This window comes from Methylobacterium sp. J-088 (genome assembly GCF_022829295.1).
Classification (GTDB): domain Bacteria; phylum Pseudomonadota; class Alphaproteobacteria; order Rhizobiales; family Beijerinckiaceae; genus Methylobacterium.
The window spans coordinates 40033-64477 of sequence record NZ_JAKSYH010000167.1; the positions used below are offsets into that span (position 1 = coordinate 40033).

Annotated in this window: 24 protein-coding genes and 1 pseudogene; 15 read left to right on the forward strand and 10 right to left on the reverse strand. The window is 70.3% G+C overall.

What is annotated here, in order from left to right:
- Positions 1 to 57 precede the first annotated feature (57 nt).
- From thrC to MKK63_RS18400, 7 genes are all read left to right on the forward strand, one after another.
- Positions 58 to 1470 (forward strand): threonine synthase, encoded by a 1413-nt coding sequence (gene thrC, locus MKK63_RS18370; protein ID WP_244004296.1) that lies wholly within the window; start codon positions 58 to 60, stop codon positions 1468 to 1470.
- 160 nt (positions 1471 to 1630) lie between these two features.
- Complete coding sequence (locus MKK63_RS18375) at positions 1631 to 2926, forward strand: M16 family metallopeptidase (RefSeq protein ID WP_244004298.1); 1296 nt, start codon at positions 1631 to 1633, stop codon at positions 2924 to 2926.
- Between the two features lie 269 nt (positions 2927 to 3195).
- Complete coding sequence (locus tag MKK63_RS18380) at positions 3196 to 6072, forward strand: EAL domain-containing protein (protein WP_409564530.1); 2877 nt, start codon at positions 3196 to 3198, stop codon at positions 6070 to 6072.
- A 76-nt stretch (positions 6073 to 6148) separates the two neighbouring features.
- The gene (locus tag MKK63_RS18385; RefSeq protein ID WP_244004303.1) at positions 6149 to 6553 is read left to right on the forward strand and encodes a globin family protein; all 405 of its coding nucleotides are present in this window, start codon (positions 6149 to 6151) and stop codon (positions 6551 to 6553) included.
- Positions 6554 to 6644: 91 nt separating this feature from the next.
- Positions 6645 to 7028 (forward strand): hypothetical protein, encoded by a 384-nt coding sequence (locus tag MKK63_RS18390; RefSeq protein WP_244004305.1) that lies wholly within the window; start codon positions 6645 to 6647, stop codon positions 7026 to 7028.
- 62 nt (positions 7029 to 7090) lie between these two features.
- Positions 7091 to 8011, forward strand: a complete 921-nt coding sequence (locus tag MKK63_RS18395) for a ferredoxin--NAD(+) reductase (RefSeq protein ID WP_244004391.1) — start codon at positions 7091 to 7093, stop codon at positions 8009 to 8011.
- 449 nt (positions 8012 to 8460) lie between these two features.
- Complete coding sequence (locus tag MKK63_RS18400) at positions 8461 to 10158, forward strand: methyl-accepting chemotaxis protein (protein WP_244004307.1); 1698 nt, start codon at positions 8461 to 8463, stop codon at positions 10156 to 10158.
- 5 nt (positions 10159 to 10163) lie between these two features.
- On the opposite strand, the gene MKK63_RS18405 is transcribed toward MKK63_RS18400, so the two are convergent.
- Entirely contained in the window at positions 10164 to 10904 is a 741-nt protein-coding gene (locus tag MKK63_RS18405) for a Crp/Fnr family transcriptional regulator (protein WP_244004309.1), read from the reverse strand.
- A 169-nt stretch (positions 10905 to 11073) separates the two neighbouring features.
- Positions 11074 to 12093, reverse strand: a complete 1020-nt coding sequence (locus tag MKK63_RS18410) for a zinc-dependent alcohol dehydrogenase family protein (RefSeq protein WP_244004311.1) — start codon at positions 12091 to 12093, stop codon at positions 11074 to 11076.
- A gap of 348 nt (positions 12094 to 12441) precedes the next feature.
- Here MKK63_RS18410 and MKK63_RS18415 point away from each other — a divergent pair, with 348 nt between their 5' ends.
- Together MKK63_RS18415 and MKK63_RS18420 are read left to right on the forward strand one after the other, a co-directional pair.
- Positions 12442 to 12759, forward strand: coding sequence for a hypothetical protein (locus MKK63_RS18415; protein WP_244004314.1), 318 nt, complete (start codon positions 12442 to 12444; stop codon positions 12757 to 12759).
- A 69-nt stretch (positions 12760 to 12828) separates the two neighbouring features.
- A complete protein-coding gene (locus MKK63_RS18420) occupies positions 12829 to 13527 on the forward strand; it encodes a hypothetical protein (protein ID WP_244004316.1) in 699 nt (232 codons plus the stop codon).
- A 168-nt stretch (positions 13528 to 13695) separates the two neighbouring features.
- On the opposite strand, the gene MKK63_RS18425 is transcribed toward MKK63_RS18420, so the two are convergent.
- From MKK63_RS18425 to MKK63_RS18435, 3 genes and pseudogenes are all read right to left on the reverse strand, one after another.
- Positions 13696 to 13902, reverse strand: coding sequence for a hypothetical protein (locus MKK63_RS18425; RefSeq protein ID WP_244004318.1), 207 nt, complete (start codon positions 13900 to 13902; stop codon positions 13696 to 13698).
- Positions 13903 to 14055: 153 nt separating this feature from the next.
- The gene (locus MKK63_RS18430) at positions 14056 to 14316 is read right to left on the reverse strand and encodes a GCG_CRPN prefix-to-repeats domain-containing protein (RefSeq protein WP_244004320.1); all 261 of its coding nucleotides are present in this window, start codon (positions 14314 to 14316) and stop codon (positions 14056 to 14058) included.
- A gap of 166 nt (positions 14317 to 14482) precedes the next feature.
- Positions 14483 to 15485, reverse strand: a pseudogene (locus MKK63_RS18435) (SDR family oxidoreductase).
- Positions 15486 to 15912: 427 nt separating this feature from the next.
- On the opposite strand from MKK63_RS18435, the gene MKK63_RS18440 reads away from it, so the two are divergent.
- The gene (locus MKK63_RS18440) at positions 15913 to 16479 is read left to right on the forward strand and encodes a hypothetical protein (RefSeq protein WP_244004322.1); all 567 of its coding nucleotides are present in this window, start codon (positions 15913 to 15915) and stop codon (positions 16477 to 16479) included.
- 224 nt (positions 16480 to 16703) lie between these two features.
- On the opposite strand, the gene MKK63_RS18445 is transcribed toward MKK63_RS18440, so the two are convergent.
- Positions 16704 to 17534 (reverse strand): outer membrane protein, encoded by an 831-nt coding sequence (locus MKK63_RS18445; protein WP_244004324.1) that lies wholly within the window; start codon positions 17532 to 17534, stop codon positions 16704 to 16706.
- 779 nt (positions 17535 to 18313) lie between these two features.
- Between MKK63_RS18445 and MKK63_RS18450 the strand changes: the two genes are divergently transcribed.
- The 3 genes from MKK63_RS18450 to MKK63_RS18460 all read left to right on the forward strand — a co-directional run bounded on the left by MKK63_RS18450 (position 18314) and on the right by MKK63_RS18460 (position 20907).
- Complete coding sequence (locus MKK63_RS18450; protein WP_244004326.1) at positions 18314 to 19969, forward strand: adenylate/guanylate cyclase domain-containing protein; 1656 nt, start codon at positions 18314 to 18316, stop codon at positions 19967 to 19969.
- A 133-nt stretch (positions 19970 to 20102) separates the two neighbouring features.
- Positions 20103 to 20594 carry a DUF2721 domain-containing protein gene (locus tag MKK63_RS18455; RefSeq protein WP_244004333.1) on the forward strand — a complete coding sequence of 164 codons (492 nt, stop codon included), beginning with the start codon at positions 20103 to 20105 and terminating at the stop codon, positions 20592 to 20594.
- 142 nt (positions 20595 to 20736) lie between these two features.
- Complete coding sequence (locus tag MKK63_RS18460; protein WP_243923982.1) at positions 20737 to 20907, forward strand: hypothetical protein; 171 nt, start codon at positions 20737 to 20739, stop codon at positions 20905 to 20907.
- 43 nt (positions 20908 to 20950) lie between these two features.
- Here the strand turns inward: MKK63_RS18460 and MKK63_RS18465 are convergent, their stop codons facing one another.
- The 4 genes from MKK63_RS18465 to MKK63_RS18480 form a co-directional block, all read right to left on the reverse strand.
- Complete coding sequence (locus MKK63_RS18465; protein ID WP_244004335.1) at positions 20951 to 21211, reverse strand: hypothetical protein; 261 nt, start codon at positions 21209 to 21211, stop codon at positions 20951 to 20953.
- Positions 21212 to 21660: 449 nt separating this feature from the next.
- Positions 21661 to 21861, reverse strand: coding sequence for a hypothetical protein (locus MKK63_RS18470; protein ID WP_243923978.1), 201 nt, complete (start codon positions 21859 to 21861; stop codon positions 21661 to 21663).
- Positions 21862 to 21949: 88 nt separating this feature from the next.
- The gene (locus MKK63_RS18475) at positions 21950 to 22282 is read right to left on the reverse strand and encodes an energy transducer TonB (protein WP_244004337.1); all 333 of its coding nucleotides are present in this window, start codon (positions 22280 to 22282) and stop codon (positions 21950 to 21952) included.
- A 79-nt stretch (positions 22283 to 22361) separates the two neighbouring features.
- A complete protein-coding gene (locus MKK63_RS18480) occupies positions 22362 to 22604 on the reverse strand; it encodes a hypothetical protein (RefSeq protein WP_244004339.1) in 243 nt (80 codons plus the stop codon).
- A 237-nt stretch (positions 22605 to 22841) separates the two neighbouring features.
- Here MKK63_RS18480 and MKK63_RS18485 point away from each other — a divergent pair, with 237 nt between their 5' ends.
- Together MKK63_RS18485 and MKK63_RS18490 are read left to right on the forward strand one after the other, a co-directional pair.
- Positions 22842 to 23021, forward strand: a complete 180-nt coding sequence (locus tag MKK63_RS18485; RefSeq protein WP_244004341.1) for a hypothetical protein — start codon at positions 22842 to 22844, stop codon at positions 23019 to 23021.
- Between the two features lie 279 nt (positions 23022 to 23300).
- A complete protein-coding gene (locus MKK63_RS18490; RefSeq protein WP_244004343.1) occupies positions 23301 to 24347 on the forward strand; it encodes a helix-turn-helix domain-containing protein in 1047 nt (348 codons plus the stop codon).
- Positions 24348 to 24445: the final 98 nt, after the last annotated feature.

The window sequence follows — 24445 nt, forward strand, 5'->3', positions numbered from 1 at the left end:
GCTTTCGACAGGCCCGTTGGCATCGTGTAGAGGGAGCGCCTTCCCTCGGAGGACCCCGTGCTCCACGTCTCGACCCGCGGCGAGGCCGCGCCGCTCTCGTTCTCGGACGCCCTGCTGGCGGGCCTTGCCCGCGACGGCGGGCTCTACGTGCCGCAGACCTGGCCGCAGATCGGCCGTTCGGAGATCGCCGCCCTGGCGGGCCGCCCGTACGCGGAGGCCGCCAAGCGCGTCTTGCACCCGCTGATCGACGGCGACATCGCCGGCCCGGATCTCGACCGGATGATCGACGCGTCCTACGCGACCTTCCGCCATCCGGCGGTCTGCCCGCTGACCCAGCTCGACGACAACCTGTTCCTGCTGGAACTCTTCCACGGGCCGACGCTCGCCTTCAAGGACGTGGCGATGCAGCTGCTCGGGCGGCTGATGGACCACGTGCTGACCCAGCGCGGCACCCGCGCCACCATCGTGGGCGCGACCTCGGGCGATACCGGCTCGGCCGCCGTCGAGGCCTTCGGCGGGCTCGACAGGGTCGACGTGTTCATCCTCTATCCCCACGGGCGGGTCTCGGAGGTGCAGCGGCGGCAGATGACGTCTGTGCCGGCGCAGAACGTCCACGCGCTCGCGGTCGACGGCACGTTCGACGATTGCCAGAACCTCGTCAAAGCCCTGTTCCAGCATGCGGATTTCGCCGACGCGGTCCGGCTGTCGGGGGTCAACTCGATCAACTGGGCCCGGGTGGCGGCGCAGGCCGTCTACTACTTCACCAGCGCGGTGGCGCTGGGCTCGCCCCACCGGCCGGTCTCCTTCGCGGTGCCGACCGGCAATTTCGGCGACGTGCTCGCCGGCTGGGTCGCCAAGCAGATGGGCCTGCCGATCGGGCGGCTGATGATCGGCACCAACGCCAACGACATCCTGGTGCGCACCCTGGAGCACGGCGCCTACGAGCTGCGCGGCGTGGTGCCCACCACCTCGCCCTCCATGGACATCCAGATTTCTTCGAATTTCGAGCGTCTGCTGTTCGAGGCGTTGGCTCGCGATGCGTCGGCGCTGTCGCGGCTGATGGCCGGGCTGAAGCAGTCCGGCGGGTTCTCGCTGAGCCCCGAGGTTCTCGCCACGGTGCGGTCCGAGTTCGACGCCGTCGCGGTGCCGGAGCCCGACGTGATGGAAGAAATCGCCCTGACCCAGGCCGCCACCGGCGTGGTGCTCGATCCCCACAGCGCCATCGGCGTGCGGGCCGGGCGTCGCCTGTTGGAGCAGGACCCCGCGACCCCGGTCGTGGCGCTGGGCACCGCGCACCCGGCCAAATTCCCGGACGCGGTCGCCAAGGCCACCGGCGGCCTGCGCCCGCCCCTGCCGCCGCACCTCGCCGACCTGATGGATCGGCCCGAGCGCATGACCCGGGTCGGGAACGATCAGGCCGCTGTCGAGGCGCTGATCCGCGAGCGCGCCCGCATCACGAGGGGTGCGTGAGCTTGGCGCGAGTCGCGCAACGAGCCCCCTCTCCCGAGCGGGAGAGGGTTGGGGTGAGGGTCGAGAACTGTCCGGAGAGGTCGCACCCCTCACCCTGTCCCTCTCCCGCACGGGAGAGGGGACCCGCGCCGGATCCGGCCCCCTTCGCGACGAGCCGTCGATGAACCAGCATTTCTCCACCCACGCTGCCTCGCCGTCGCTGCGCACCACGCGGCTCGACAACGGCGTCACCGTGGTCACCGAGCCGATGCCGGGGGTGGCCACCGCCAGCCTCGGCGTCTGGGTCGGGGCCGGCTCGCGCAACGAGCGGGCCGACGAGGCCGGGCTGTCCCACCTCATCGAGCACATGGCGTTCAAGGGCACCCGCACCCGCTCGGCCCAGGCGATCGCCGAGGCGATCGAGAATGTCGGCGGCGAGATCAACGCCGCCACCTCCACCGAGGGCACCAGCTACACCGCGCGGGTGCTCGGCGAGGATACGGACCTCGCCCTCGACGTGATCGGCGACATCCTCACCGGTTCGGTGTTCGATGCGGGCGAGCTCGCCCGTGAGAAGGGCGTGATCCTGCAGGAATACGCCGCCGTCGAGGACACCCCCGACGACGTGGTGTACGACGCCTTCACGGAGGCCGCCTTCCCCGACCAGCCGGTCGGCCGGCCGATCCTCGGGCGCCCCGAGACGATCCGGAGCTTCGACGAGGCCGGGATCCGCGCTTATCTCGACCGGGAATACACGCCGGACCGCATCGTGGTGGCCGGCGCCGGGGCCGTGACCCACGCGGCGATCGTGGCGGCGGCCGAACGCCATTTCGGCGCCCTCCCCGCCAAGGCCGCGCCTCAGGCGGTGCCGGGGGTCTATCGCGGCGGCGAGCGGCGGATGCCGCGCAAGCTCGAACAGGCCAACGTGGTGATCGGCCTGCCGGGCCTCTCCTTCCGGGACGAGGGCTATTACGCGCTGCACATGTTCGCCCAGGTGCTCGGCGGCGGCCTGACCTCGCGGCTCTGGCAGGAGGTGCGCGAAACCCGGGGCCTCGCCTACGAGATCCAGGCCTTCCACTGGCCGTTCTCGGATTGCGGCCTGTTCGGCATCGGCGCCGGCACCGCCGGGGCGGACCTGCCCGAACTGATCGACGTGACCCTCGCCGCCACCGCCCGGGCCGCCCGGGACCTCGACACCGTCGAGATCGCCCGCGCCAAGGCGCAGCTCAAGGTGTCGCTGCTCTCCGCGCTGGAGACGCCGGGCGGGCGCATCGAGCGCAACGCCCGCCAGATCCTGGCCTGGGGCCGCGTGATCCCCGCCGGGGAGGTGATCGCCAAGGTCGACGCCGTCTCGGTCGAGGCCGTCCGCGCCGCCGCCGCCGCGATGCTGCAGGGTACGCCGACGCTGGCGGCGATCGGCCCGATCCGTAAGCTGCCGTCTCTCGACACGATCGCGGGCGCGCTCCGGGCCGCCTGAGAGCCGGTCATGGTTTCGAAAGGTCGAGACCTTTCGCGGGTCCAGGGCGGAGCCCTGGTCAAGATCTCAGGGTTCAACCCTGAGCACCCGCCAAAGGGCTGAAGCCCTTTGGAAACCCGGGATTCGTCGGTCGAAGTGGCTCTGGATCGTGCCTCGAAACGGCCGCCGCAACTTGATTTGGCCGCAAAAGGGCGCGATCCGCTCGATTGAGGCCGCCGGGGCGGCTGACGCCGCTTCTCGCACGGCCGGACATCAAGACACCCTTGCGCATCCTCGCCCTCCTCCTGACCCTGGTCGGCGGTCTCGTCGGTGCCCTCGCCCTGAGTGGCCCGGCCTGGGCCGTGGAAGCGGTGCGCGTCACCCTCGACGCGCCGGTGATCGACCTGACCTCGGCGATCGAGCGCTACCGCTCGGACGGCGACCTGATCCAGATCTCCACGGCGCCCGGCAAGGACGGGATCGTCCGCCGCATCGTCGTGAAGGCGCGCGATGCCGGCGCCCGGCCCGACTGGATCGTGTTCGCGCTCACCAACGACACCGACGAGCAGATCGACCGGATCCTGATCGCCCCGCATTTCCGGCTGGTCGATTCCGGGGTGATCTGGCCCGATCTCGGCGGTTCGCGCATCGCCGCCATCACGGCGAGCCAGGGCATCCGGCCCGAGCGGGACGAGAACCCGGAAGCCGACCAGTTCACGATCACGCTCGATCCCGGCACCACCGTCACCTACGTCGCCGAATTGCGCGGCGCCAACATTCCCCAGCTCCACCTCTGGGACCAGGATGCCTACCGCCGGAAGGCCGCCGGCCTGACCCTCTACAAGGGCATCATCATCGGGATCAGCGGGTTGCTGGCCCTGTTCCTGACCATCGTGTTCGTGGTCAAGGGCGCGATCATCTTCCCGGCCGCGGCCGCGCTCGCGTGGTCGGTGCTGGCCTATGCCTGCATCGATTTCGGCTTCCTGCAGCGGGTCTTCCCGGTCACCGAACTGGCCGAGCGGGTCTACCGGGCCTCCGCCGAGGCGGTGCTCGGGGCGACGCTGCTGGTCTTCCTGTTCGCCTATCTCAACCTCGCCCGCTGGCACGTGCGCTACAGCCACGTGGCGTTCTTCTGGCTCGCCTTCCTGGCCGGCCTCGTCGGGCTCGCGGTGTTCGACCCGCCGGTGGCGGCGGGGGTGGCGCGCATCTCCATAGCGGCGGTGGCCGGCATCGGCCTGCTGCTGATCCTCTACCTCGCGGTCCATAACGGCTACGACCGGGCGATCCTGCTGGTGCCGACCTGGCTGATGCTCGTCGTCTGGGTGGCGGCGGCGGGGTTCGCGGTCACCGGCCAGATCGGCAGCGACCTCGTGCAGCCGGCCCTGATCGGCGGCCTCGTGCTGATCGTGATGCTGATCGGCTTCACGGTGCTCCAGCACGCCTTCGCGGGCGGCGGTCTCAGCCACGCCCTGGTCTCCGACACCGAGCGCCGGGCTCTGGCGCTGACCGGCGCGGGCGACGTGGTGTTCGACTGGGACGTGCCCGCCGACCGGGTCTTCGTCGGCCCGGAGATCGAGGGCCAGCTCGGCCTCGCCCGGGGCACCCTGGAGGGGCCGGCGACCAACTGGCTCGGCGCCCTCCACCCGTTCGACGTGGAGCGCTACTCGGCGGCCCTCGACACGGTGATCGAGGAGCGGCGCGGCCGCATCGTCCACGATTTCCGCCTGCGCTCGGAGGCCGGCACGTTCTTCTGGTACCGGCTGAAGGCGCGCCCGGTGATCGGCGCCGATGGCGAGGTGATCCGCGTGGTCGGCACCATCGCGGATGTGACCGAGATCAAGACCGCCGAGGAGCGCCTGCTCCACGACGCTGTGCATGACAGCCTGACCGGCCTGCCGAACCGCGAATTGTTCGGCGACCGCCTCGACGCGGCTTTGGCCTTCGCCAGCCAGGACCCGCGCCTCAAGCCCACCGTGATCGTGCTCGACGTCGACCGGTTCAAGGGCATCAACGACGCGATCGGCCTCTCGGCGGGCGATTCGATCCTGCTGACCCTGTCGCGCCGCCTCGGCCGCCTGCTGCGCCCGCAGGATACCCTGGCGCGGGTGGCGGGCGACGAGTTCGCTGTGATCCTGCTGTCCGAGCGCGAGCCCGACCGGATCCTGGCCTTCGCCGAGATGATCCGCCGGGCGATCGCCACGCCGATCACCTACGCCGACCGCGAGATTTTTTTGACGGTCTCCATCGGGTTGGCGCTCTACGAGTCCGGCGCCAACCTCAAGCGCGACGAGGTGTTCAAGAGCGCCGAGGTCGCCATGATCCAGGCCAAGCGCAACGGCGGCGACCGGATCGAGGTGTTCCGCGCCCATATGCGCACCGATCGCACCGACCGGCTGATGCTGGAGAGTGACCTGCGCAAGGCGATCGAGCGCAACGAGATGAAGGTGCTGTTCCTGCCGGTGGTGCGGCTCGAGGACCGCACCGTGGCGGGGTTCGAGACGGTCCTGCGCTGGGACCACCCGAAGCTCGGGCGCATTCCCCCCTCGACCTTCCTGCCGCTCGCCGAGGAGAGCGGCTTCATCGTCAATCTCGGCATCTTTGCCCTGGAGCGCACCGCGCTCGAACTCGCGGCCTGGCAGCGCTCCCTGGAGGTCGAGCCGCCGATCTTCGCGGCCTGCAACCTGTCTTCGCGTCAGCTCCTGCGCCACGACCTCCTGCACGACGTGAAGACCGTGATGGCCCGCTCCGGGGCGCTCCCCGGCTCGCTCAAGCTGGAATTCAGCGAGAGCCTCGTGATGGAGAACCCGGAATACGCCGCCCAGATGCTGGCCCGCATCCACGACCTCGGCGCGGGCCTGTGCCTGTCGGATTTCGGCACCGGCTACTCGGCGCTCTCCTACCTCCAGCGGTTCCCGTTCGACACGATCAAGGTCGACGCGACCTTCGTGCGCCAGATCGGCACCGGCCAGACCGCGATCCTGCGCTCGATCGTCCGCATGGCGAGTGAATTGAACCTCGCCATCGTGGCGGAGGGCTGCGAGTCCGAGGCCGACGCCCAGGCGCTCGCCGGGCTCGGCTGCGAATACGCGCTGGGCCCCGCCTTCGGCGAGCCCATGACCCTGCTGCAGGCCCGCCAGATCGTCGGGGCGGCGCCGGAAGCGGCCTGATCTTAGCCTGGATTGGTTTCGGCGGGTTGGAACAGCCGTAAACTGCCAAGGACCGAATCCTTTGGCCGGTGATGCGATGACGCCCGAACAGATCAGGCTGGTGCAGGACAGTTTCGCCAAGGTGCGGCCGATCGCCGGGACGGCGGCCGACCTGTTCTACGGCCGCCTGTTCGAGATCGCCCCGCAGGTGCGCGACCTCTTCCCCGCCGACATGGCCGAGCAGAAGTCGAAGCTGATGGCGATGCTGGGGCTCGCGGTGGCCAACCTGAACCACCCGGACACGGTGGTGCCGGCGCTGCAGGATCTCGGGCGCAAGCACATCGCCTACGGCACGCAGGCCGCCCATTACGCGCCGGTGGGCGAGGCCCTGCTCTGGACCCTGGAACAGGGGCTGGGCCCGGATTTCACCCCGGAGGTGCGGGCGGCGTGGGTCGCGACCTATGCGCTCGTCGCCGGGGTGATGAAGGCGGCGGCGGCGTGAGTCGCCGATGGGTTTAAGCCCCCCTTAACCATGCTCGCGCAAGCTCCTGTTGATGGATGGGCGCGCCGGCGTCCGGCATGGGGATAGGCGGATGGCCGAGGCGGCACGGCGTTATCAGCAGGCGGGCAGCTCCGATCTCTTGCGTCGCCTGATGGCCCGGCCGGTCCGGCTGGACCAGCAGGCCCGGATCCGGCTGCCACTGCCCGGCCGCGACCGGCACCACGCCGACGCGCCGGTCGAGGAACACGCCGGCGGGCCCGACGCGGATCTCTTCGACGAGTCCGGCGACGCCATCACCCGTCTCGAGACCGAGCTTCAGGTGATGAAGGCGGTGCTTCGGGCCCAGCGGCAGGAGGTCGAATCCCTGCGGGCGCAGCGCCAGGTCCTCACGGAATCCGCCCCGAGCGACGATGTCCGCGCGACCCGCGAGCGCTGGGCGGCGCTGGTCGATTCGCTCCTGATCCGTGCCCCTTGAACCCGCCCTCGCCCCTGAATCCACCTTCGATGAGCCCTCTCCAGACCACGCGGGGTAAGGCCATGGGCGCGCGCTGCTCGCTCGTCGTCAACGGCCGGTCGGTGCGCGTCTCGACCGGCGACACGCCCCTGGAGGCGGCCCTCGCCGAGGGCATGATCGCGCCGGTCCAGGCGCAGGCCGGCCAGAGCGCGACGCATCACGGATCGGCGCGCCCCGTCCGCCGCCCGCCGGCTCTTCGGTCTCGTTCCGAGGCTCTCCGGCCGGGCCTGCCGGCCGCCCCGATCCAGGGGCAGGAGGAGGCGCCACCGATCCCGGTCGCGATCCGCAAGGGCACCGTCACCGAGATCCGCCGGCTCAGCCCCGGCATCGTCGAGGTCGTGGCCACCCTGACCAAGCGCCCGACCCTGGAGCCCGGCCATCAGGCGCTGGTGACCTTCGCGGGGCTGCCCGCGATGACCCTGTCCCCGACTCTGCGGGTCGATGGCGCGGCCGAGATCAACGAGGCGGTGTTCCACATCGCCCGCGATCCCGAGGGCGGCCCCATCGATACGCTCCGGCTCGACCAGCCCGTGCGCCTCAAGGGCCCCGTGGGACGGGGGCAGTACCGCCCCGGGGGCGGGCGCCTCGTCCTGGTGGCGGCCGGCGCCGGCTTCGCGGCGATCTGGGCGATCGCCCGGGCGGCCCGCTACGTCGAGCCCGCCCGCGAGATGGCGCTCGCGGTCGGGGCCCGGGACGCGCTGGACCTGTACATGCGCGAGAGTCTCGACTGGCTGCGCCGCACCGGCGTCGCCCGGATCGTGCTCTGCGCCGACCGCGGCGGTCCGCGCCCGCCGGACGTGCGCTCCGGCCCGCTCACCGCCCATCTGCCGAGCCTGCGCGCCACCGACGTGGTCCACGTGGCGGGCGACGTCTCGACGGTGGGGGCCGTGCAGGTGCTCGCCGCCTCGGTGGGCGCACGCTGCTACCCGATCGTGCTGGGCTGAGCGCGGGCGCACGGGATCGCCACCGCCGACGCATTCTCCACCGCCTCCCTGCCCTGCCGCTCCGCCCCCGCGCGGGATGTTCCATCGCCCCGGCCCGCGGCGCGGCAGCCAAGGCGTATCCTGCGCGACGATGCGATTCGAGGCTGCCGTTTCCGGTGCGCCTGGGCCTCTTCCCGACGAGATCTCGCCTAGGGCGACCGTCCGGGTCTGAAGGTCGGCCCGAAGATCCAATGTCAGGCAGAAATGAAATTCCAGGACGTGCCCGTCGTCGTCCGAAAATTCTCAGATAAGTGGCTGATATTTTTGGTACGTAGACGGGTACATATCTATATTTTCTTATAATAATGCTTATTTGATATTGTGAGACTTGATAACTGTTCTGCATTTTGTGGCACAAATCAGGGAAAATTCTGCTACGCGAGTCCGTCTAGCAAGCAGGAGTCGGATAGATGCGGCTGCTACAAGATACGAAACTCATCATTAAGATATCTGTTCCCTTCTTGATTATGATTTTGTCGAGTGTGTTTGTCGTACTATACTCAGTGCAAGCGCTTGAAAAGTTGGAAAATCGCAATAAGTATCTCGTAGACTACTACTTCTCGCGGCTGGAGATGTTTGCGCAGGTTCGGGAGCAGTTCCTCGAAGCGGGCCTGATGAACCGCAACATCATCATCGGCCGGCCGGAAAGCGAGATCCCATCCTTCCGCGATCGCTACGATCGGGCCGTCAAAGCCGTGGCCGACAATGTCGAGACGCTGGCTGCGGGGGCGCGCCGGAAGGAGATCCAGGACATCCAGCGCAACATCGGCCGTATCGCGCGTGTCTATTTCGATCTGCTCGATCGCTCCAACGCCCTCGCCCTTCGGGACGAACGGGACACCGCGATTCAGGTGGGCCTCGTAGAGAGCCGGGAGATCCGGACGCAGTTCAACACGGCGTCGCAGGCCTACGAGGTGCAGGCGGCGGCCCGTCTCAACGAGGCGAAGATCGCCTCGCAGTACGAGGCCGCGCAGGCCCGCACGATCCTGATCGGCGCCGCCCTGGCGGCCTTGCTCACCGCGCTCGGCCTCTCAATGGCGATCGTCGTGCTCGGTGTCACGCGGCCCCTTCACCGCCTCGTCGTCGGCTTGCAGCGTATGGCGGAGGGCGATGTCGCGGCCGCGATCCCGGAGGCGCGGCGCGGCGACGAGATCGGGATCGTCGGGCGCGCGGTCGAGGCGATCAAGGCCATGGTCGCCCGTAACGCCGCCGCCGAAGCCGAGCGGATGAGGCAGGCGGAGGCGGCCGCCTCCGTCGAGCGCAGGCGCAACAGGATGGAGCTGGCCCAGGTCTTCGAGCAGGCGGTGGCCACGATCGTCGATCGCGTCTCGTCGTCCGCGGGCGACCTCCAGACCACAGCCCGTCAGATGACCACGACCGCCCAGGAGGCTGCGAGCCAGTCCGGCACGGTGGCGCGCGCGGCCGAGGAGGCGACGGCCAACATCAATACCGTCGCGGCCTCGGCCGAGGAACTCGGCAGCTCGATCCAGGAGATCGGCCGCCAAGCGAGCGACTCCTCCGGATTGGCGCAACAGGCGGTCGACGAGGCCGATCAGGCCGCCGGCCTCGTATCCGAATTGCGGATGGCGGTCTCGGAAATCGACGCGGTGGTGCGGCTGATCTCGTCCATCGCCGAGCAGACCAATCTGCTCGCGCTCAACGCCACCATTGAGGCCGCACGCGCGGGCGAGGCCGGCCGCGGCTTCGCGGTCGTGGCGGGCGAGGTGAAGGCGCTCGCGGAGAAGACGGCCCAGGCTACCGACGGCATCGCCGCACAGATCGGCCGGATCCAGGGGGTCACCGGCGCGACGGTGGGTGCGATCGGCACGATCATCGACCGGATCCGCGAGATCAACGGGATGGCGGTCGCGATCGCGGCGGCCGTGGACCAGCAGGGCGCGGCGACTCAGGAGATCGTACGCAACATCACCCAGGCGACGCAGGGCGCCTCGGAGGTGACCGTCAACATCGCCGGCGTGGCCGAGGCCTCGGAGCAGACGGGACGTGCGGCCGATCAGGTGCTCACGGGGGCTACGGCCCTGGCGGTCCAGTCCGAGCGCCTCTCGGCGGAGGTCGACCGCTTCCTGGTCGGCATCCGCGCGGCCTGAGCCGATCAAGCGCGCCGCGCAGTGACGTGGGCGGCCGGCTCCGTCATGTGGAGATAGGCGGAGTCGAAATGGGCGAGCCGGGCGAGGGCGGCCGGATCGTGGATGGTCAGGCGCCGGCTGCGCAGGGTGATCAGCCCCATGCCGCGCAACTCCTGCAGCGTGCGGTTGATGTGCACGCTGGTCTGGCCCATCGCGTCGCCGAGATCGTTCTGGGTGACCGGCATCGGACAGGTGTCGGCCTCCGCAAGGCCCACCGCCGCCAGCCGCGCGTGGAGTTCGCAGAACAGATGGGCGAGCCGCTCGATGCCGGTGCGGCTGCCCAGGCTGATCGTCCACTCGCGCTGCACCGCCGCCGTGGCCAGCGCCTCCCGGTGGAAGGCGAGGTCGAGCTGCGGGCTGCGGGCCGTCATCGCCTGCAGCGTGGGGCCGGAGATCTGGCCGAGGGTGACGGGCGTGATCGCGCCGATCGTGTGATCCATCGCGTCGAGGAGGAAGACGTGCGGGTCGCACGGGTCGCCCGGCAGGAGGAACGAGACGATCTGGCGGCGCCCGCTGATGAACTGCCGGTAGCGGCAGGCCCAACCGTCGAGGATGATGCTGACGGCGCGCGGATCGTCGCCCTCGTGGATGATGTCCGTCCGCGCGGCGACCATGCGCCCCGGGCCGTTGGCATCGAACAAGCACATTCGATCCGCCTCCGAGAGCGGGACGTAGCATTTCAGCTTGCGCACGAGCGGATTTGACATGGTGTTCCTCCGCACCGGCTTGTGTCCACAAGCCTACTGAGGTTTCGTCGAATAAATACTTATGCAGATTAGTTTGCCGAGCCGTATCGACGATTGACGAACCTTGGCGGGCGCTGCCATGCCGACAGGGCCACGATCCGCGCCCGCATCCGCTCAAGTCGCACGGTTGCTAGATCTCGATGCAGATCTTGCCGAAGTGGCGGTTGCTCTCCTGGTGGCGGAAGGCCGCCACGAGGTCGTCGAGCGGGAAGCGGCGATCGACCACCGGCTGCAGACCGCAGGCCTCGATGCCGCGGATCATCGCGATCTGGTGGCGCCGGCTACCGACCAGCACGCCCTGCAGGCGGATCTGTTTCAGGAGCGCCGGGACCAGCGGCAGCTCCCCCGCCACGCCCGACAGGATGCCGATCACCGAGATATGGCCGGCCACCCGCACGGCGGCCATCGACTGCTCCAGCGTCCCCGGCCCGCCGACATCGAGGACGTGATCGACGCCGCACCCGCCGGTCAGCCGCCGTGCGGTCTCGCCCCAGGCCGGATCGGCGCGGTAGTTGAGGACGTGGTCGGCGCCGAGCGCGCGCAGGCGCTCGAGCTTCGCGTCGCTGGACGAGGTGGCGATCACCGTAGCGCCCGCGGCCTTCGCGAATTGCAGGGCGAACAGCGAGACGCCGCCGGTGCCCTGGACGAGGACGACGTCACCGCTCTTGAGGCCGGCATCGGCGTGGAGCGCGCGCCAGGCGGTCAAGCCGGCGGTGGTCAGCGTCGCCGCCTCGGCGTGGTCCCAGCCCGCGGGCGCACGGGTGAAGGCCACGGACGGCGCCGTGACCCGCTCGCGGGCGTAGCCGTCGACCCCGTCGCCCGGCACGGTGGCAAAACCCTCGACCTGGGGCGTGCCCTCCAGCCAGGTCGGGAAGAACGTGCTGACCACGGAATCGCCCACGGCGAACTCGGCCGGGCCGGGCCCGACGGCCTCGACCGCGCCGGCCCCGTCGGACATCGGGATGCGGGGCTCGCTCGGTCCCCACATTCCGCTGACCACCGCGTAATCGTGGTAGTTGAGGGAGCTGGCCCGCAGGCGGACGGTGATCTCCCCGGGGCCGGGCTCCGGAACCGGCCGCACGCCGAACCCGACCTTGTCGAAGCCGCCCCCCGGCTGGACGATCACGGCCCGCGAGAGTGATCCGGTCATGGCGCACCTGTCCCTGTCACGGGCTCGGTCGCCCGTGGCATGAGGGTGGCAGGCCGCGCAGCCGGCGTCGAGACGCGAGGCGGACTGCCGACTCCGCATCTTCTGCTCCCGAAAGCCGGTTCGGCGCATAGGCTCCGCTTCGAAGCGGCCGCAAATTGGCAGCCTTTTTCCGGCTCCGGCGGCTAGATTGACCGTGTCGATGCGACCGTCGATGCAGAGCCGAATGGAGGTTTGCCGTGATCGCCAGCGTGGATCGGATCGCCCCGACGATGATGTCGCCCTGTCCGTGGTGTTGCCGCATCCGAACCGAGGAGAGCGCACCCCACCCGACATGGAAGACGAACAGCGATGCTGACTTATAACGTTGCCCCGACCCCCCATCCCGACCTGAGTGCCGCGGCGCTTGCCGACCTTCGTGCCGCGGCGCTTGCCGACCTGAGTGCCGCGGCGTTCGGCAATCCCCTGGACCGGGGCGTCCGGTCCCATCCCTCGCACGAACGCGCCGCCCTCGCGAACGCCCTCGACGACGGGCTGATGCCCGACGAGGTGGCCCGGATCCTCGCCGGCCGCCGGATGGCGGAGGCCTTCCCGATCCGCTGGGGCGAGAGCCCCCAGGCCTACGCATCGCGGGCCGTGGCCGAGATGTTCGTCGCCTACCTCCAGTAGGCGTCCGCGTCCGGCCCCGTCGGTCGCCCCGATCCCGCCACGCCGATCCCACCCATTTGGAATGCCGCCATGACGGCCGCCACGCCGCACCTCACCCGCCGGTGGGGGCGCCGGACGGGGATGCGCGCGCGCATCCTCGCCCTGGCGCTCGCCACCTGTCCGATTCCCGCCTCGGCCGGCCCCGCCGGGCCGGGCCTCGGGGCTGCCTCCGGGGCGGACGACCCGGAGGTGTCGGCCCGGCTCACGGTCGGGCCGGGCGGCCGGGACCTGCACCTCGTGGGCGACCTCACCGAAGGCGTGGCCGCGCGGGTGTCCGGCCTCCTCGGCACCCATCCGGGGATCGTACGCCTGCACCTGACCAGCGACGGCGGCCTGGTCGAGGAGGGGGCGGCGATCGGGGCCCTCGTGGCCGCCCGCGGGCTGGAGACCCGGGTGTCCGACGCCTGCGCGTCGGCCTGCACGCTGATCTTCGTCCGCGGGCGGCGGCGCGTCCTGGCGGAGGGCGGACGGCTCGGCTTCCACGCCCCCTATGAGGTCGGGGCGCGGGGGCGGATGCGTCCGGTGGATTCCAAGCCTGAGCGGGCCGCCTATCGGGCGGCCGGCCTGCCCTCGGCCTTCGTGACGCGCGCCCTGGCGGTGTCCCCGGCCGCCATCTGGATCCCCGACGCGGCGCAACTCTGCGCGGCCGGCATCGTGACCGGGCTCGTCGGACCGGACCCGGGCTCCGGTGAACACGAGCCGCGGCCGTGTGGCGGACGGCAGCCGTGAGGGCTCATCCTGTGCGGTCCCTGAGCGGAGGGGGGCCGGCTCTTGCGGGTGCAGGGCAGTGCCCTGCTGTCGGGCGCTGCCCGAAAGTCGGGCTTCGCCCGATGCGCCGAGGCTTCGCCCTGGTAACCGACCAAAGGGCACGGCCCTTTGGAAACCGGTCTCGAAGTTCTAAACCCCGTCGACCGCCGTGCTGACCGCCTGGGCGTTCGGATCCTGCGGCCCGGTCACCGCCCTGCGATGGGCTGCGTCCTGCTCCACGGGCGTGGGGGCCGGCTGTGGCCGCCCGTTCTCGCCGAGGCGCTTCCGGCCGGCCCGCTCGGCCGCCGCCCGCTCCCGCGCCGGGTCGCCCGCTCCGCTGCTCTGATCTCGGGCCATGGTGTCTCCCGCTGGTGGCAAGATCGCGCGATCACGAATCGAAAAGGCAGGCCGCCCTGTCGGCGGGGTCGCCCCACCGGACCGGCAGCCTGCCCTCGTTTCAACCCCTGGATCGCATCACGGTTCGGCGGGGCCGGGTCCCCCGCGACCGCCTCAATCGCGGCAGACCCGCCGCGGCCCGTAGGGCGTGGGGCGGACGAAGCAGCGCGGGCCGTAGAAGCGTGGCCGACGATAGATCGGACGGCAGCGGCCGTACGGGCCGGGCGCCCAGCCGGGGCCGCAGCCGAAGGCCACGGTGGTCGCGGCAGCGGGGCCGGCGAGAGCGGCCGGCGTCAGGGGCGCCGCAAGGGCGGAGGCGGAGCCGAGGCCGCCGATGATGGCCGCGGCGGCCGCGAGCCTCTTCACGTGCATCATGATCAACCCTTCTGTTCGATCTCGTGCCGGGCTGGCCGGGCACGAGATCCGGGCAGATTGGTCATCATGCCTGAATGGGCGCTGACCTCAGCCGAAATTGTCTGGAAACAAACATTTCGACGCCCTCGGTCGCGACGCGCTGGCTCGCACCGGTCCCACGCCCGCTTCAGCGCCGGTTGGAGGGGGCGAGCAGCGAGGCCGCCGCCGCCGTGGCGCCCGCCAGCAGGATCCCGGTCAGGACCGGGGTGACCGAGGCCTGCGTGTAGACGCTGCGCATGACGTGATGCGGCGAGGCTCCCCGCACGGACCCATCCCGGCCGGCCGCGTAGAGGGCGCCGTCCCGGTCCCTGCCGGCCGCGCCGGCCTTCTGGGTCCGGGACATGACCCGGGCTCCCACCCAGTCCGTGACCGACGGCGCGCGGTTGCCCAGGGAACTCATCATCTTGCCGCCGCCGCCGACATAGAGGTCCCGCGGGCCGTGCTCGGCGGCGTACAGGATCGCCTTGGCCACGTCCGCCGGGTCGTAGACCGGCGGCGGCAGCTTCGGGGCCTGCGCCATGTCGTTCCCGGCGTGTTCCGGGAAGGGCGTGTCGATCGAGGCCGGCTTGATCAGCGTCACCGAGACCGGGACGCCCTCGCCTGCAATTCCATGCGCAGGGCGTCGGTGAAGCCTTTGATCGCGTGCTTGGAGGCGCAGTCCATGCCCTGGATCGGGAAGGCGAGGTCGGAGGCGATCGAGCCCAGGTTGACCAGCGCGCCGCCGGTCTTCCGCAGATGCTGCAGCGCCACCGTCGAGCCGTAGACGATCCCCCAGAAGTTCACGTCGAACAGCCGCCGATGGTCTTCGTCCGAGACCTCTTCGAGGCGGCCGAAGATCGAGAGGCCGGCGTTGTTGACCCAGGTGTCGAAGCCGCCATAGGCGCGGATCGCCTCGGCGGCGAGCGCCTCGACATCCGCGCGGCTGGACACGTCGGTCACGATTGCCCGCGCCTCGCCGCCGCGCTCCCGGATGTCGTGGGCGATGTCGTCGAGGGCGGCACCGTTGCGCGCCGCCAGGACCACGCGGGCCCCGCGGGCTCGGCCTCCCGCGCCGTGGCGAGGCCGATGCCGCTGGAGGCGCCGGTAATGACGATCACCTGCGCGCGCAGGGGCCTGTGCCGGATCTGCATGCTGCGTGTTCCTCTGTCTGCTGTCCGTTGCGCCGACGGGATGAGGCCGCCGGACGGGCTCATCGACCGCCGGGCCGGTCCCGCTCGGCCCCGAGGCTTGTCCCGCCGCGGCGCGCCTCGTCCTTCTCGGTGCCGGCCCGCTCCATCGGTCCGTCCTGCGGCTTGACCGTACCGGTGGCGGTGTCGAGGGGCGTGTTGGCGAGGCCCGCGCTCTCGGGTTTGCCGGCGGGCCTCCGCTGGGCCTGCGTGTCGTCCGGTGCGTCTGCCAGGCCGTGTCCCGTCGTGCCGTACCCCTGGAGGCCAACCCATCGGCGTCGCCGACGTATCCGGGATTCATCCCACGCGATTATCGCCCGGGGCGGCGCGTCGTCGGAACGGAGCTGGACGCGTGGTGTTGACTGCGAAATCTTGATTCGGAGACAGGACGATGGCTGGAACCGCGAAGAAGACTGATCCCAAGCTGTGGGAGAAGGTCAAGAAACAGGTCACGAAGTCGGAGAAGGGCGGCAAGCCGGGTCAGTGGTCGGCGCGCAAGGCCCAGATGGCCACCGCCGAATACAAGAAGGAGGGCGGCGGCTACGCCGGCAAGAAAGCGGACGACAATCACCTCAAGCAGTGGACCGACGAGGAGTGGGGCACGAAGTCGGGCCAGGAGAGCGGCAAGACCGGCGAGCGCTACCTGCCCAAGAAGGCCCGCGAAAAGCTGAGCGACACGGAATACGCCGCCAGCACGGCCAAGAAGCGGGCCGATACCGCCAAGGGCAAGCAGTTCTCGAAGCAGCCGAAGGCGGCCGCCGACAAATCCGCTGCCGCGCGCAAGACCGGCAAGGCCGCCAGCAGGAGCACCGGCAAGGCCGCCAGCAAGGCGAGCGGCAAGACGGAGAGCAAGTCCGGGACGACCAAGGCCGCGCTGATGCGCAAGGCCCAGGCGCAGAACGTGCCCGGTCGGTCGAAGATGTCGAAGGCGCAGCTGGAGCACGCCGTCCACGCCTGAGGCAGGCGGCTCCAAGCCACTGTTTTGACGTGCTCCCGCGCGCCGAACCGGGGTCGACTTCGGCGCAGAGCGCTCGAACGACGAGAAACGCCCCGGGACAGGATCCCGGGGCGTTTCTCGGCCCGATACGGCGGGGCCGCATCGGGCATGGCCCAGGCATGGCCGATGACCGGGAGAACGCTCGCCGGGCCGTCAGGCCCGACGGGCGTTTCCGCGGATGGGTCTTAGTACGAGCCGAACTTGTAGTTCAGGCCGGCGCGGATGACGGCGAACTCGTCGGAGCGACGGCCGACGGGGTTGTAGGCCACCGGGAAGTTGTTGGCGGCGTTGATGACCAGAGCACCCTGGTTGCGGGTGTTGCGGTCGAGGTTGACGTACAGGCCTTCGACCTTGAGCGTCACCGCCGAGGAGCGGAAGAAGTTCAGGAACGAGTCGACGGGGAGCGCGTACTCCATGCCGCCGCCGACCGCGTAGCCGGTGCGGAAGCTGTCGTTGCCGGCGTAGCCGCCGAACGAACGGTCAGCGCTGCCCGAGCCGTAGGCGAAGCCGCCGGTGCCGTACACGAGGACGCGGTCGAAGGCGTAGCCGAGGCGGCCGCGCACGGTGCCGAAGAAGTCGAGGCTCGACAGGCCACGCGGGTCGGTGACGTAGTACCCGGCGGCCAGCGGGCCGGTGACGATGGAGCGGTTCCGGTTGCGACCGAAGTCGAGGTACTGGGCGTCGGCCTCGATGCCGAACACCACGCCGTTGCCCGGGGTCAGCTGGAAGTTGTAGCCGATCTGGGCGCCGCCGGAGAAGCCTTCCTGATTGTTCTGGCCGAAATAGGCCGTCGTGCCGTTGCCGTACGGAGCCGGGACGGCGAAGCTCGAGGTGTTGTTGCTGCTGGCGTCGAACGCGTAGCCGGCGTTGATACCGAAGTAGGCGCCCGACCAGGTGAACACCGGCACGGGGGTGAAGATCGGCGGCGGGGCGGCCCGACGCGGCAGGTCGGCGGCCGAAGCGGCGCCGGTCAGGAGGGCCGTAGCGGCGCTCGCGAGAAGAAGCTTCTTGATCATCTGGTCCTCTGTCTCCCGTTGGGCGGGATGTGTACCGGACCACAGAACGACAGGTTGATGCCGCGCGATAGTGCAACGCTGCAACAGCCGAGCTTGATGTTTTGGGGTGGCCAATAATCAAGTGCGCCGGAGCACATCCCCCATGAGATTGCTGTTGCGCGGAGGAAGACCCGTATCCGGGGGGCTTCCGCCAGCGTATCCGTCGGGCGGCCGGAGCCGGGCCGATGCCCTAAGTCATTGCGCGCGCATCGTTTCGTCCTGACGCGTAAGGGCTCGCCGTTGAGACCGGCGCGGGAACAAAAAGCCCCGCCGCGCGAGGGCGGACAGGGCTTGAGTGCGATCGTGAATGTTCCCAGGACCAACCGGGAAGCTTCGCGATCCGTTAGAGCCTACCGGACGCCGGCTCGCAAGGCTGCCGCCGGGGCAGCCCGCAGGTAACATTAATTAACGATTCGCCCCCGCGGCGCGTCGATATCGGCTGGACTCAGTCTCCACCGGTCTCCCGCCGCGCTCCGGCTGGGCGTCACCGCCCGTCGCCAGATCATCGCGGCGCCTGGGCCGGTTCTGCGCGCCGCCGCCGTCATAGGTTCAGTGATCGCCGCCGGACGACGAGGGCCGAAATCTGAGGATTGACTGATCTGCACTTGGCAAGCTTGTATTCCGCATCGTAACATCGCTGCGATCTCATGAGTTTCTGGCTGAAAGGTCGCGCCTCATGCGATCTGCCGCCGGGTGCGGATCGCGTTCGGGCGGCGGACCGGCTTGTGGAGAAGCGGCGGATGTCCAGCGTGAGCGAGCGGACCGCGCGGCAGCAGCGGATCATGGCGCCGCTCCTCGTCGCGGCCATCCTCCTCGGCCTCGCCGGCCTGCCGCTCGCGGTCTGGCTCGACCTGCGCGGCCTGTCCGAGCGGATGCTCCAGACGCAGGCGGTGGAGACCGGCCGGATCATCGACCAGATGCGCAGCTTCTACGCCAGCGATGTCGTCCAGGCGGTCAACGGCGCGACGGGGCGGGTGATCACGACCCACGACTACAAGGGCGTGCCGAACGCCATCCCGATCCCCGCGACGCTCTCCCTGGAACTCGGCGAGCGGATCAGCGGTGCGGATGGGGCGGTGAAGTACCGCTTCATCTCGGACCTGCCGTTCAAGGACCGCAAGCCCCACGAGCTCGACGCGTTCGAGGCCCGCACCCTGGCAGAGCTGCGCGCCCACCCCCAATCGGGCTTTGCCAGCGAGACCACCGGTTCGTTCTTCGACCGTCAGGTCCGGATCGCCGCCCCGATCCGGATGGAATCGGCCTGCGTCCGTTGCCACAACGCGCACCCCTTGAGCCCGAAGACCGACTGGAAGGTCGGCGACGTGCGCGGCATCCAGGAGATCGTCCTGCACCAGTCGATCGCCGCCAACGTCCTCGCCTTCAAGTATCTGCTGGGCTACTTCATCCTGGCCGCGCTCGCCGGCAGCACAATCCTGCTCCTGCAGGCGCGCCAGTCCCGCCTGATCGACCGGATGAACCGGGAACTGACGGACTCGAACGGCTTCCTGGCCGCGGTCTCGGTGCAGATCGCGAAATACATCTCGCCCCAGGTCTACAAGAGCATCTTCAGCGGCGAGCGGGACGTGTCGGTGACGACCGCGCGCAAGAAGCTGACGATCTTCTTCTCGGACATCAAGGATTTCACCGCCACCACCGAGCGGCTCCAGCCCGAGGAGCTGACCGCGCTGCTGAACGAGTATTTCACCGAGATGACCGCCATCGCGCTGAGGCATGGCGGCACGGTCGACAAGTACATCGGCGACGCGATGCTGGTTTTCTTCGGCGATCCCGAGACGAGGGGCGTGCGCGAGGACGCGCAGGCCTGCGTCCGGATGGCCATCGCGATGCAGCAGCGCCTCGGCCAGTTGAGCGTCCGCTGGCGCCGGGCCGGCATCGAGCGCCCGTTCCAGGCCCGGATGGGCATCAACACCGGCTATTGCAACGTCGGCAATTTCGGCTCGGACGAGCGGATGGACTACACGATCATCGGCGCCGAGGCGAACCTCGCGGCCCGGCTTCAGGCGGCTGCGGCACCGGGCGGCATCACCCTGAGCTACGAAACCTACGCCTTGGTCAGCGATGGCGTCCGGGCGAGCCCGCAGGAACCGATCCGCATGAAGGGCATCAGCCGCGACGTCGTCCCCTACGCGGTCGCGGACGATTCGACCGCCGGGGATCGGGGCGAGGCCCAGGATACGGTGTTCTCCGAGCACGCGCGGGGCATCGACTTCTACGTCGACGTCGACGCGCTGGAGGCGGATGGCGCGGCCCGGCTCCGGAAACGCCTGCTCGACACGCTGGCGGCCGTCGAGCGCCGCATGACCGGTGCGGAACGGCTGGCCAGGGATCTGGAGCCGGAGCCGCATCCGGGGACGCTGCAGCGCGCGGCGCGCTGAGCCGGCGCGCCGATTGGCTTGCACCGGCGGGGCATCCTGTGGTGACCCTGCCGGCATGGTGCCGTCGCGATTCCCCCTCCGAGCCGGCCCCGGGTGCGACCCGGGCGCGATCGACGTGCGGGCGTAGCGTCGGATGTTCGGATTCTCGCTCAGCTCCACCGAGCCCGACAGCATCGCGCACATCATCCAAGTCGCGCTCGCGCCCGCCTTCCTGCTCTCGGCACTCGCGACGCTGCTCAACGTGTTCTCGACCCGCCTCGGCCGGATCGCCGACAAGGTCGACGCCCTCTCGGCGGAGGCCGCCAGGATGGAGCGGGCGACGGATGCCGAGGCGCGGCGCCTGACGCGCCGGCTGACGTTCCTGCGGCGGCGCTCCTTCATGCTCGACGTGGCGGTCGCCCTCGCCTCGCTCGGGGGCTGCCTGATCGGATTGGCCGTGCTGACCCTGTTCGTCGGGGCACTGCGCGACGGCGCCGCCGCGTCGGTCCTGTTCGCCTGCTTCGGGGCGGCCCTGGTCTGCATCGTCGCGGCGATCGCCGCCTTCATGACCGAGATCCTGATGGCCGGCCGCGGCGTGCGCGACGAGGTCGACCGCCAGCAGGATGGGGTGCCCGAGCGGCGGTGAGGCCGACCGGCCTCCGAGGCGGGGTGCGCATTGATTCCCGCCGCGACACGGCGGATCGCATCACGCTTGCATCGCCACGGGAACCGGGCCTTAATCCGGCCGGTGCTTGATGCCGCTGCACGCCGCACCCCGGGAGTTCGTCATGACGGTTGCGATCCTGGTTGCCCTCCTGGCCGGCGCTCTCTCGCTCGGCGTCCTGTCGGCGGTCTCGTTCGGGCGCCGGGAGGAGATCGAGCTCGGGGACGGGTGTCCGTCCGACGAGGAGATCTTCGATCTGGGCGGTCGGGTGATCGACTTGGAACCGCAGCGCTGAGGCAAGGCGCCCCGCGCCGGAAACCAGGCTCCGTTCGACACCGCTACGCCTCGGTTTCGGGCGCCCCTGCCCCGGAGGGGGTGTTCTGCCGCCTGGACCAGACGACCCGGCCGGCCGGATCCTTCAGGGCCGCCGAGCCCGAGCGGCCGGCGAGCAGCTTTGCGAACCGGGCCGCCGCGTCGGCCTTGGCGGCGTCCTCCGAGGGCGCGAGGATCTGCTCGTCGTGGATGATGATGCCGCTCGCGCTCTCCCGATGCACGACGCATTGCAGGCGATAGGGAACCGGCGGTGGGTTCGCGGCCATGGCGTTCTCCAGCCCGGGATGGCGTCAACGTGACCCGGGAGCCGGCGCCTTGAGCCCGGCTTCCGGGGATTCGCCGTCCCGGACAGCGAAGACACCGCCGAACACGCATGCCTCCCTGGCACCATCCATCGAGACTGAGCCATACCAGACATACGCGGCCCAAGAACCGTCGATCCGGTGTCCTGACCATCAGGTGTCCTGACCAGCAGGTGTCTTGCCTAGGAAGTGTCCCCACCGGGATCGGTCCGGCCTTCGCCGAAGCGGCCTGCCCCGGGGCATCGGCTGGTCGGCGGCTTCCGTCCCGGATCGGCCCCTCCCCGGACGGGGCGACCCGGACATCGGGATGCCTCGACGGCAACGGCCTCCGATCGTGCCACGATCGGAGGCCGCTCCTGGTTCGGGTTCTAGCGCCTGTCAGTCCGGCCGAACGGCTTCGGCCCGGTCCGGAATCAGGCCGCCTCGCCCTCCGCGTCGTCGGCATCCAGGATGGTCTCCAGATCGCCCACCAGGGCATCCAGCTGGTCGGCGGTCGCCTTGAGCTTCAGCTTGGTGCCGTCCTGCGCCTCGATCGCGATCTCGATGTGATCCGCGACCTTGGCGGCCAGCGCCTGCTTCACCGTGTAGGTCGTCACGTCAGCCTTGTCCGCCATGCTGTCTCCTGGGTTGGCTCCCGGCAACGCGGGGCGGCCCGCATCGATACTGCGGCAGAAGCTCGCGAGGGACTGGAGCCGGTCTGCGCTACCTGCGCCGGCGCGCGACCGCCCGCGGCCGCTGCATCGGCACATCGAGCAGGCGGGGGGCGGGCACCGGAACGGCAGGACGTGGGGCGGGCAGCAACGCCAGCGGCGCCCGGGGCGTCTCGACGATGACGGCTTCCAGCATCATCGGCCGCGCCGGCCTCGGGAGCCGCCTGGGCCGTGCCGCGAGGGTTCCGAGGGCCCAGAGGCCGAGACACAGCAGGCCGATCAGGATCCCGTCCCAGGACGGCTCCGTGCGGCACATCAGGATCCCGGTGCCGGTCAGGGCAGCCAGGGCCGCCAGGAGCCTTGGTGTCGGATCGCCGGACGTCATGCCGCAGAATCCGCGCTCCGCGCTGAAAACCCCTGAACGAAACCGCGACACTTGTCGGCAACCGGGCCTTTCGGGTCGGTCAATCGGCCAGACTGGAGGGCATCTGCCACGCGACGCCCGGATGCTCGCGGATGTCGCCGGCCCGGGATCCGGTATCGGCATCGCTCGTCCAGTCGCTGGGCTCCGCGATGGCGGCGATCTCCGCGTCCGGATAGGCGGCCGTCAGGAACAGGCGCGCCTCCCCCTCGGCCTCCGCCCGGACGGTGACCAGGGGTTTCTCCCCTTGTGCGTCGCGCACCTGGGCGATGAACAGCTTGGTCATGATCAGGCCTCCCCTTCCGCGACGCGAGGACCGCGACGGGCGGACCGCCGGCCCGGCGCCCTGTCGGACAAGCTTGAAAGCCGCGCCGCTGTTCCCGGTCGAACAGGGCGCGGCGGGCGGATTCCGTCGGGACGCCCCGGATCGGGACGGGTCGGAACAGGCTCCGGGGCCGGTGGTTATCCCGCACGGGCCGGCACCGCGCCGGTACGTCGAAGACTCGTAGAATTCGGGAGCGTCATGACCAGCCGCACCATCCAGTCCGCCCTGCTCGCCCTCGCCCTGGCCGCCGGCACCGCCGGAATGGCCGCCGCGCAGAGCACGCCCAACGGCAACACCTCCTCCGCCGGCGCCCCGGCGGGCGACAACAACACCGGCAACGGTGCCACGGGCAGCGGCGCGGCGCCGAGCGGAAAGTGACGCAACGTTAACCATAGGCGACATCGCCGGTCCCACGATCGAGCACCGTCCCGTCCCGCGGCCACCCGGCGCGCGGGACGTTTCGTATCGGGCACGCGCTCCTGAACGCGGCCGGGCAGTGCGGAATCCGTCATCCGGCGGACCGGCCCAGGGTGGCGCGTCCCCGGGGCGGGCGATGGTCGATCGGGGCGGCGCGGTGCGCCTTTTCTTGGGAGCCCGATATCCTGTAAGAGGATCGCCCGGGCGACTACTCCGGCGGGGAGCTGAATAGTACGGGTGATGCGGCCGAACTCAGTACTGCAACTTCAAGACGAGCGCCCAGGTCTTCATCAGGCCACGGCCTGGCGCGATGCCGTCGCACCGTTCTGGAACTTCGCGGTCCGCAAGGAGGATCTGGCGGAATTCCGCGGGCGCTCGCAGGTCCAGCATCTCGGGAACGCGATCCTCTGCCGGGCCAGCGCCTCGGGCCTGCAGTTCACCCGCGACCGCGCCCTCGTGGCCCGCATGGGCATCGATCACATCCTGGCGCATGTGCGCCTGGCCGGCCGGTCCCAGGTCGCGGCCGGGGGCAGCGAGCAGGATTGCGATCCGGGCGACATCTGCCTGCTCGACCTGTCGCGGCCCCTCTCCGCCCGGTCCACGGACTATCAGGCCCTAACGGTGGTGCTGCCGCGCGGGCTCTTCGGCGCGAATCAGGGCGTGCTCGACGCGCTCCACGGCCGAATCATCCGCGGCGCGACCCCGTTCGGCCGGATGCTGAACGATCATCTGCGGGCCCTCGGCGCGCACGCCCCCGGCTTCTCGGAGCGGGAGGCCGCGGCGGCCGCGCAGGCGACGGCCATGCTCCTCGGCGCGGCGGTCTCCAGCCTGCCCGCGGAGGAGCGGCCCGGTCGCGCCCCGGACGGCACCCCGATCCTGCTCGCCCTGCGCCGGTTCATCGAGGCCGAACTGGCCTCCCCCGACCTGAACGCCGAGGCGCTCGGCCAATCCTTCGGGATCTCGCGCAGCGCCCTGTACCGCCTGTTCGTCCCGCTCGGGGGCGTATCCGGCTACATCCGTCAGCGCCGGCTCGCCCGCGCCTATCAGGATCTCGCCGGCGACGGGCGCGGCGCCCGCGTCTCGGAAGTGGCGTATCGCTGGGGCTTCGAGAGCCCCGCGCATTTCGCCCAGGCCTTCCGCGCCGCCTTCGGCCACGCGCCCCGGGATGTCCGGACCCAGGGTCCGGCCCGGAGCGCGACGCCGACCCCGGCGGAGGCCGCCGCGGCTTCGGATCGCGCGGAGAACTGGCCCGACTTCTACGACTGGGTCCTCCGGCTGGCCGCCTGAGTCGGGGCCATCGGCGCGCGTATGGCTTCGGCTCCTTGTGTTCCTGACCCCCCATCGACCATAAGACCCGCGATGGGCTTCGGGGTTCGGCATAGGCG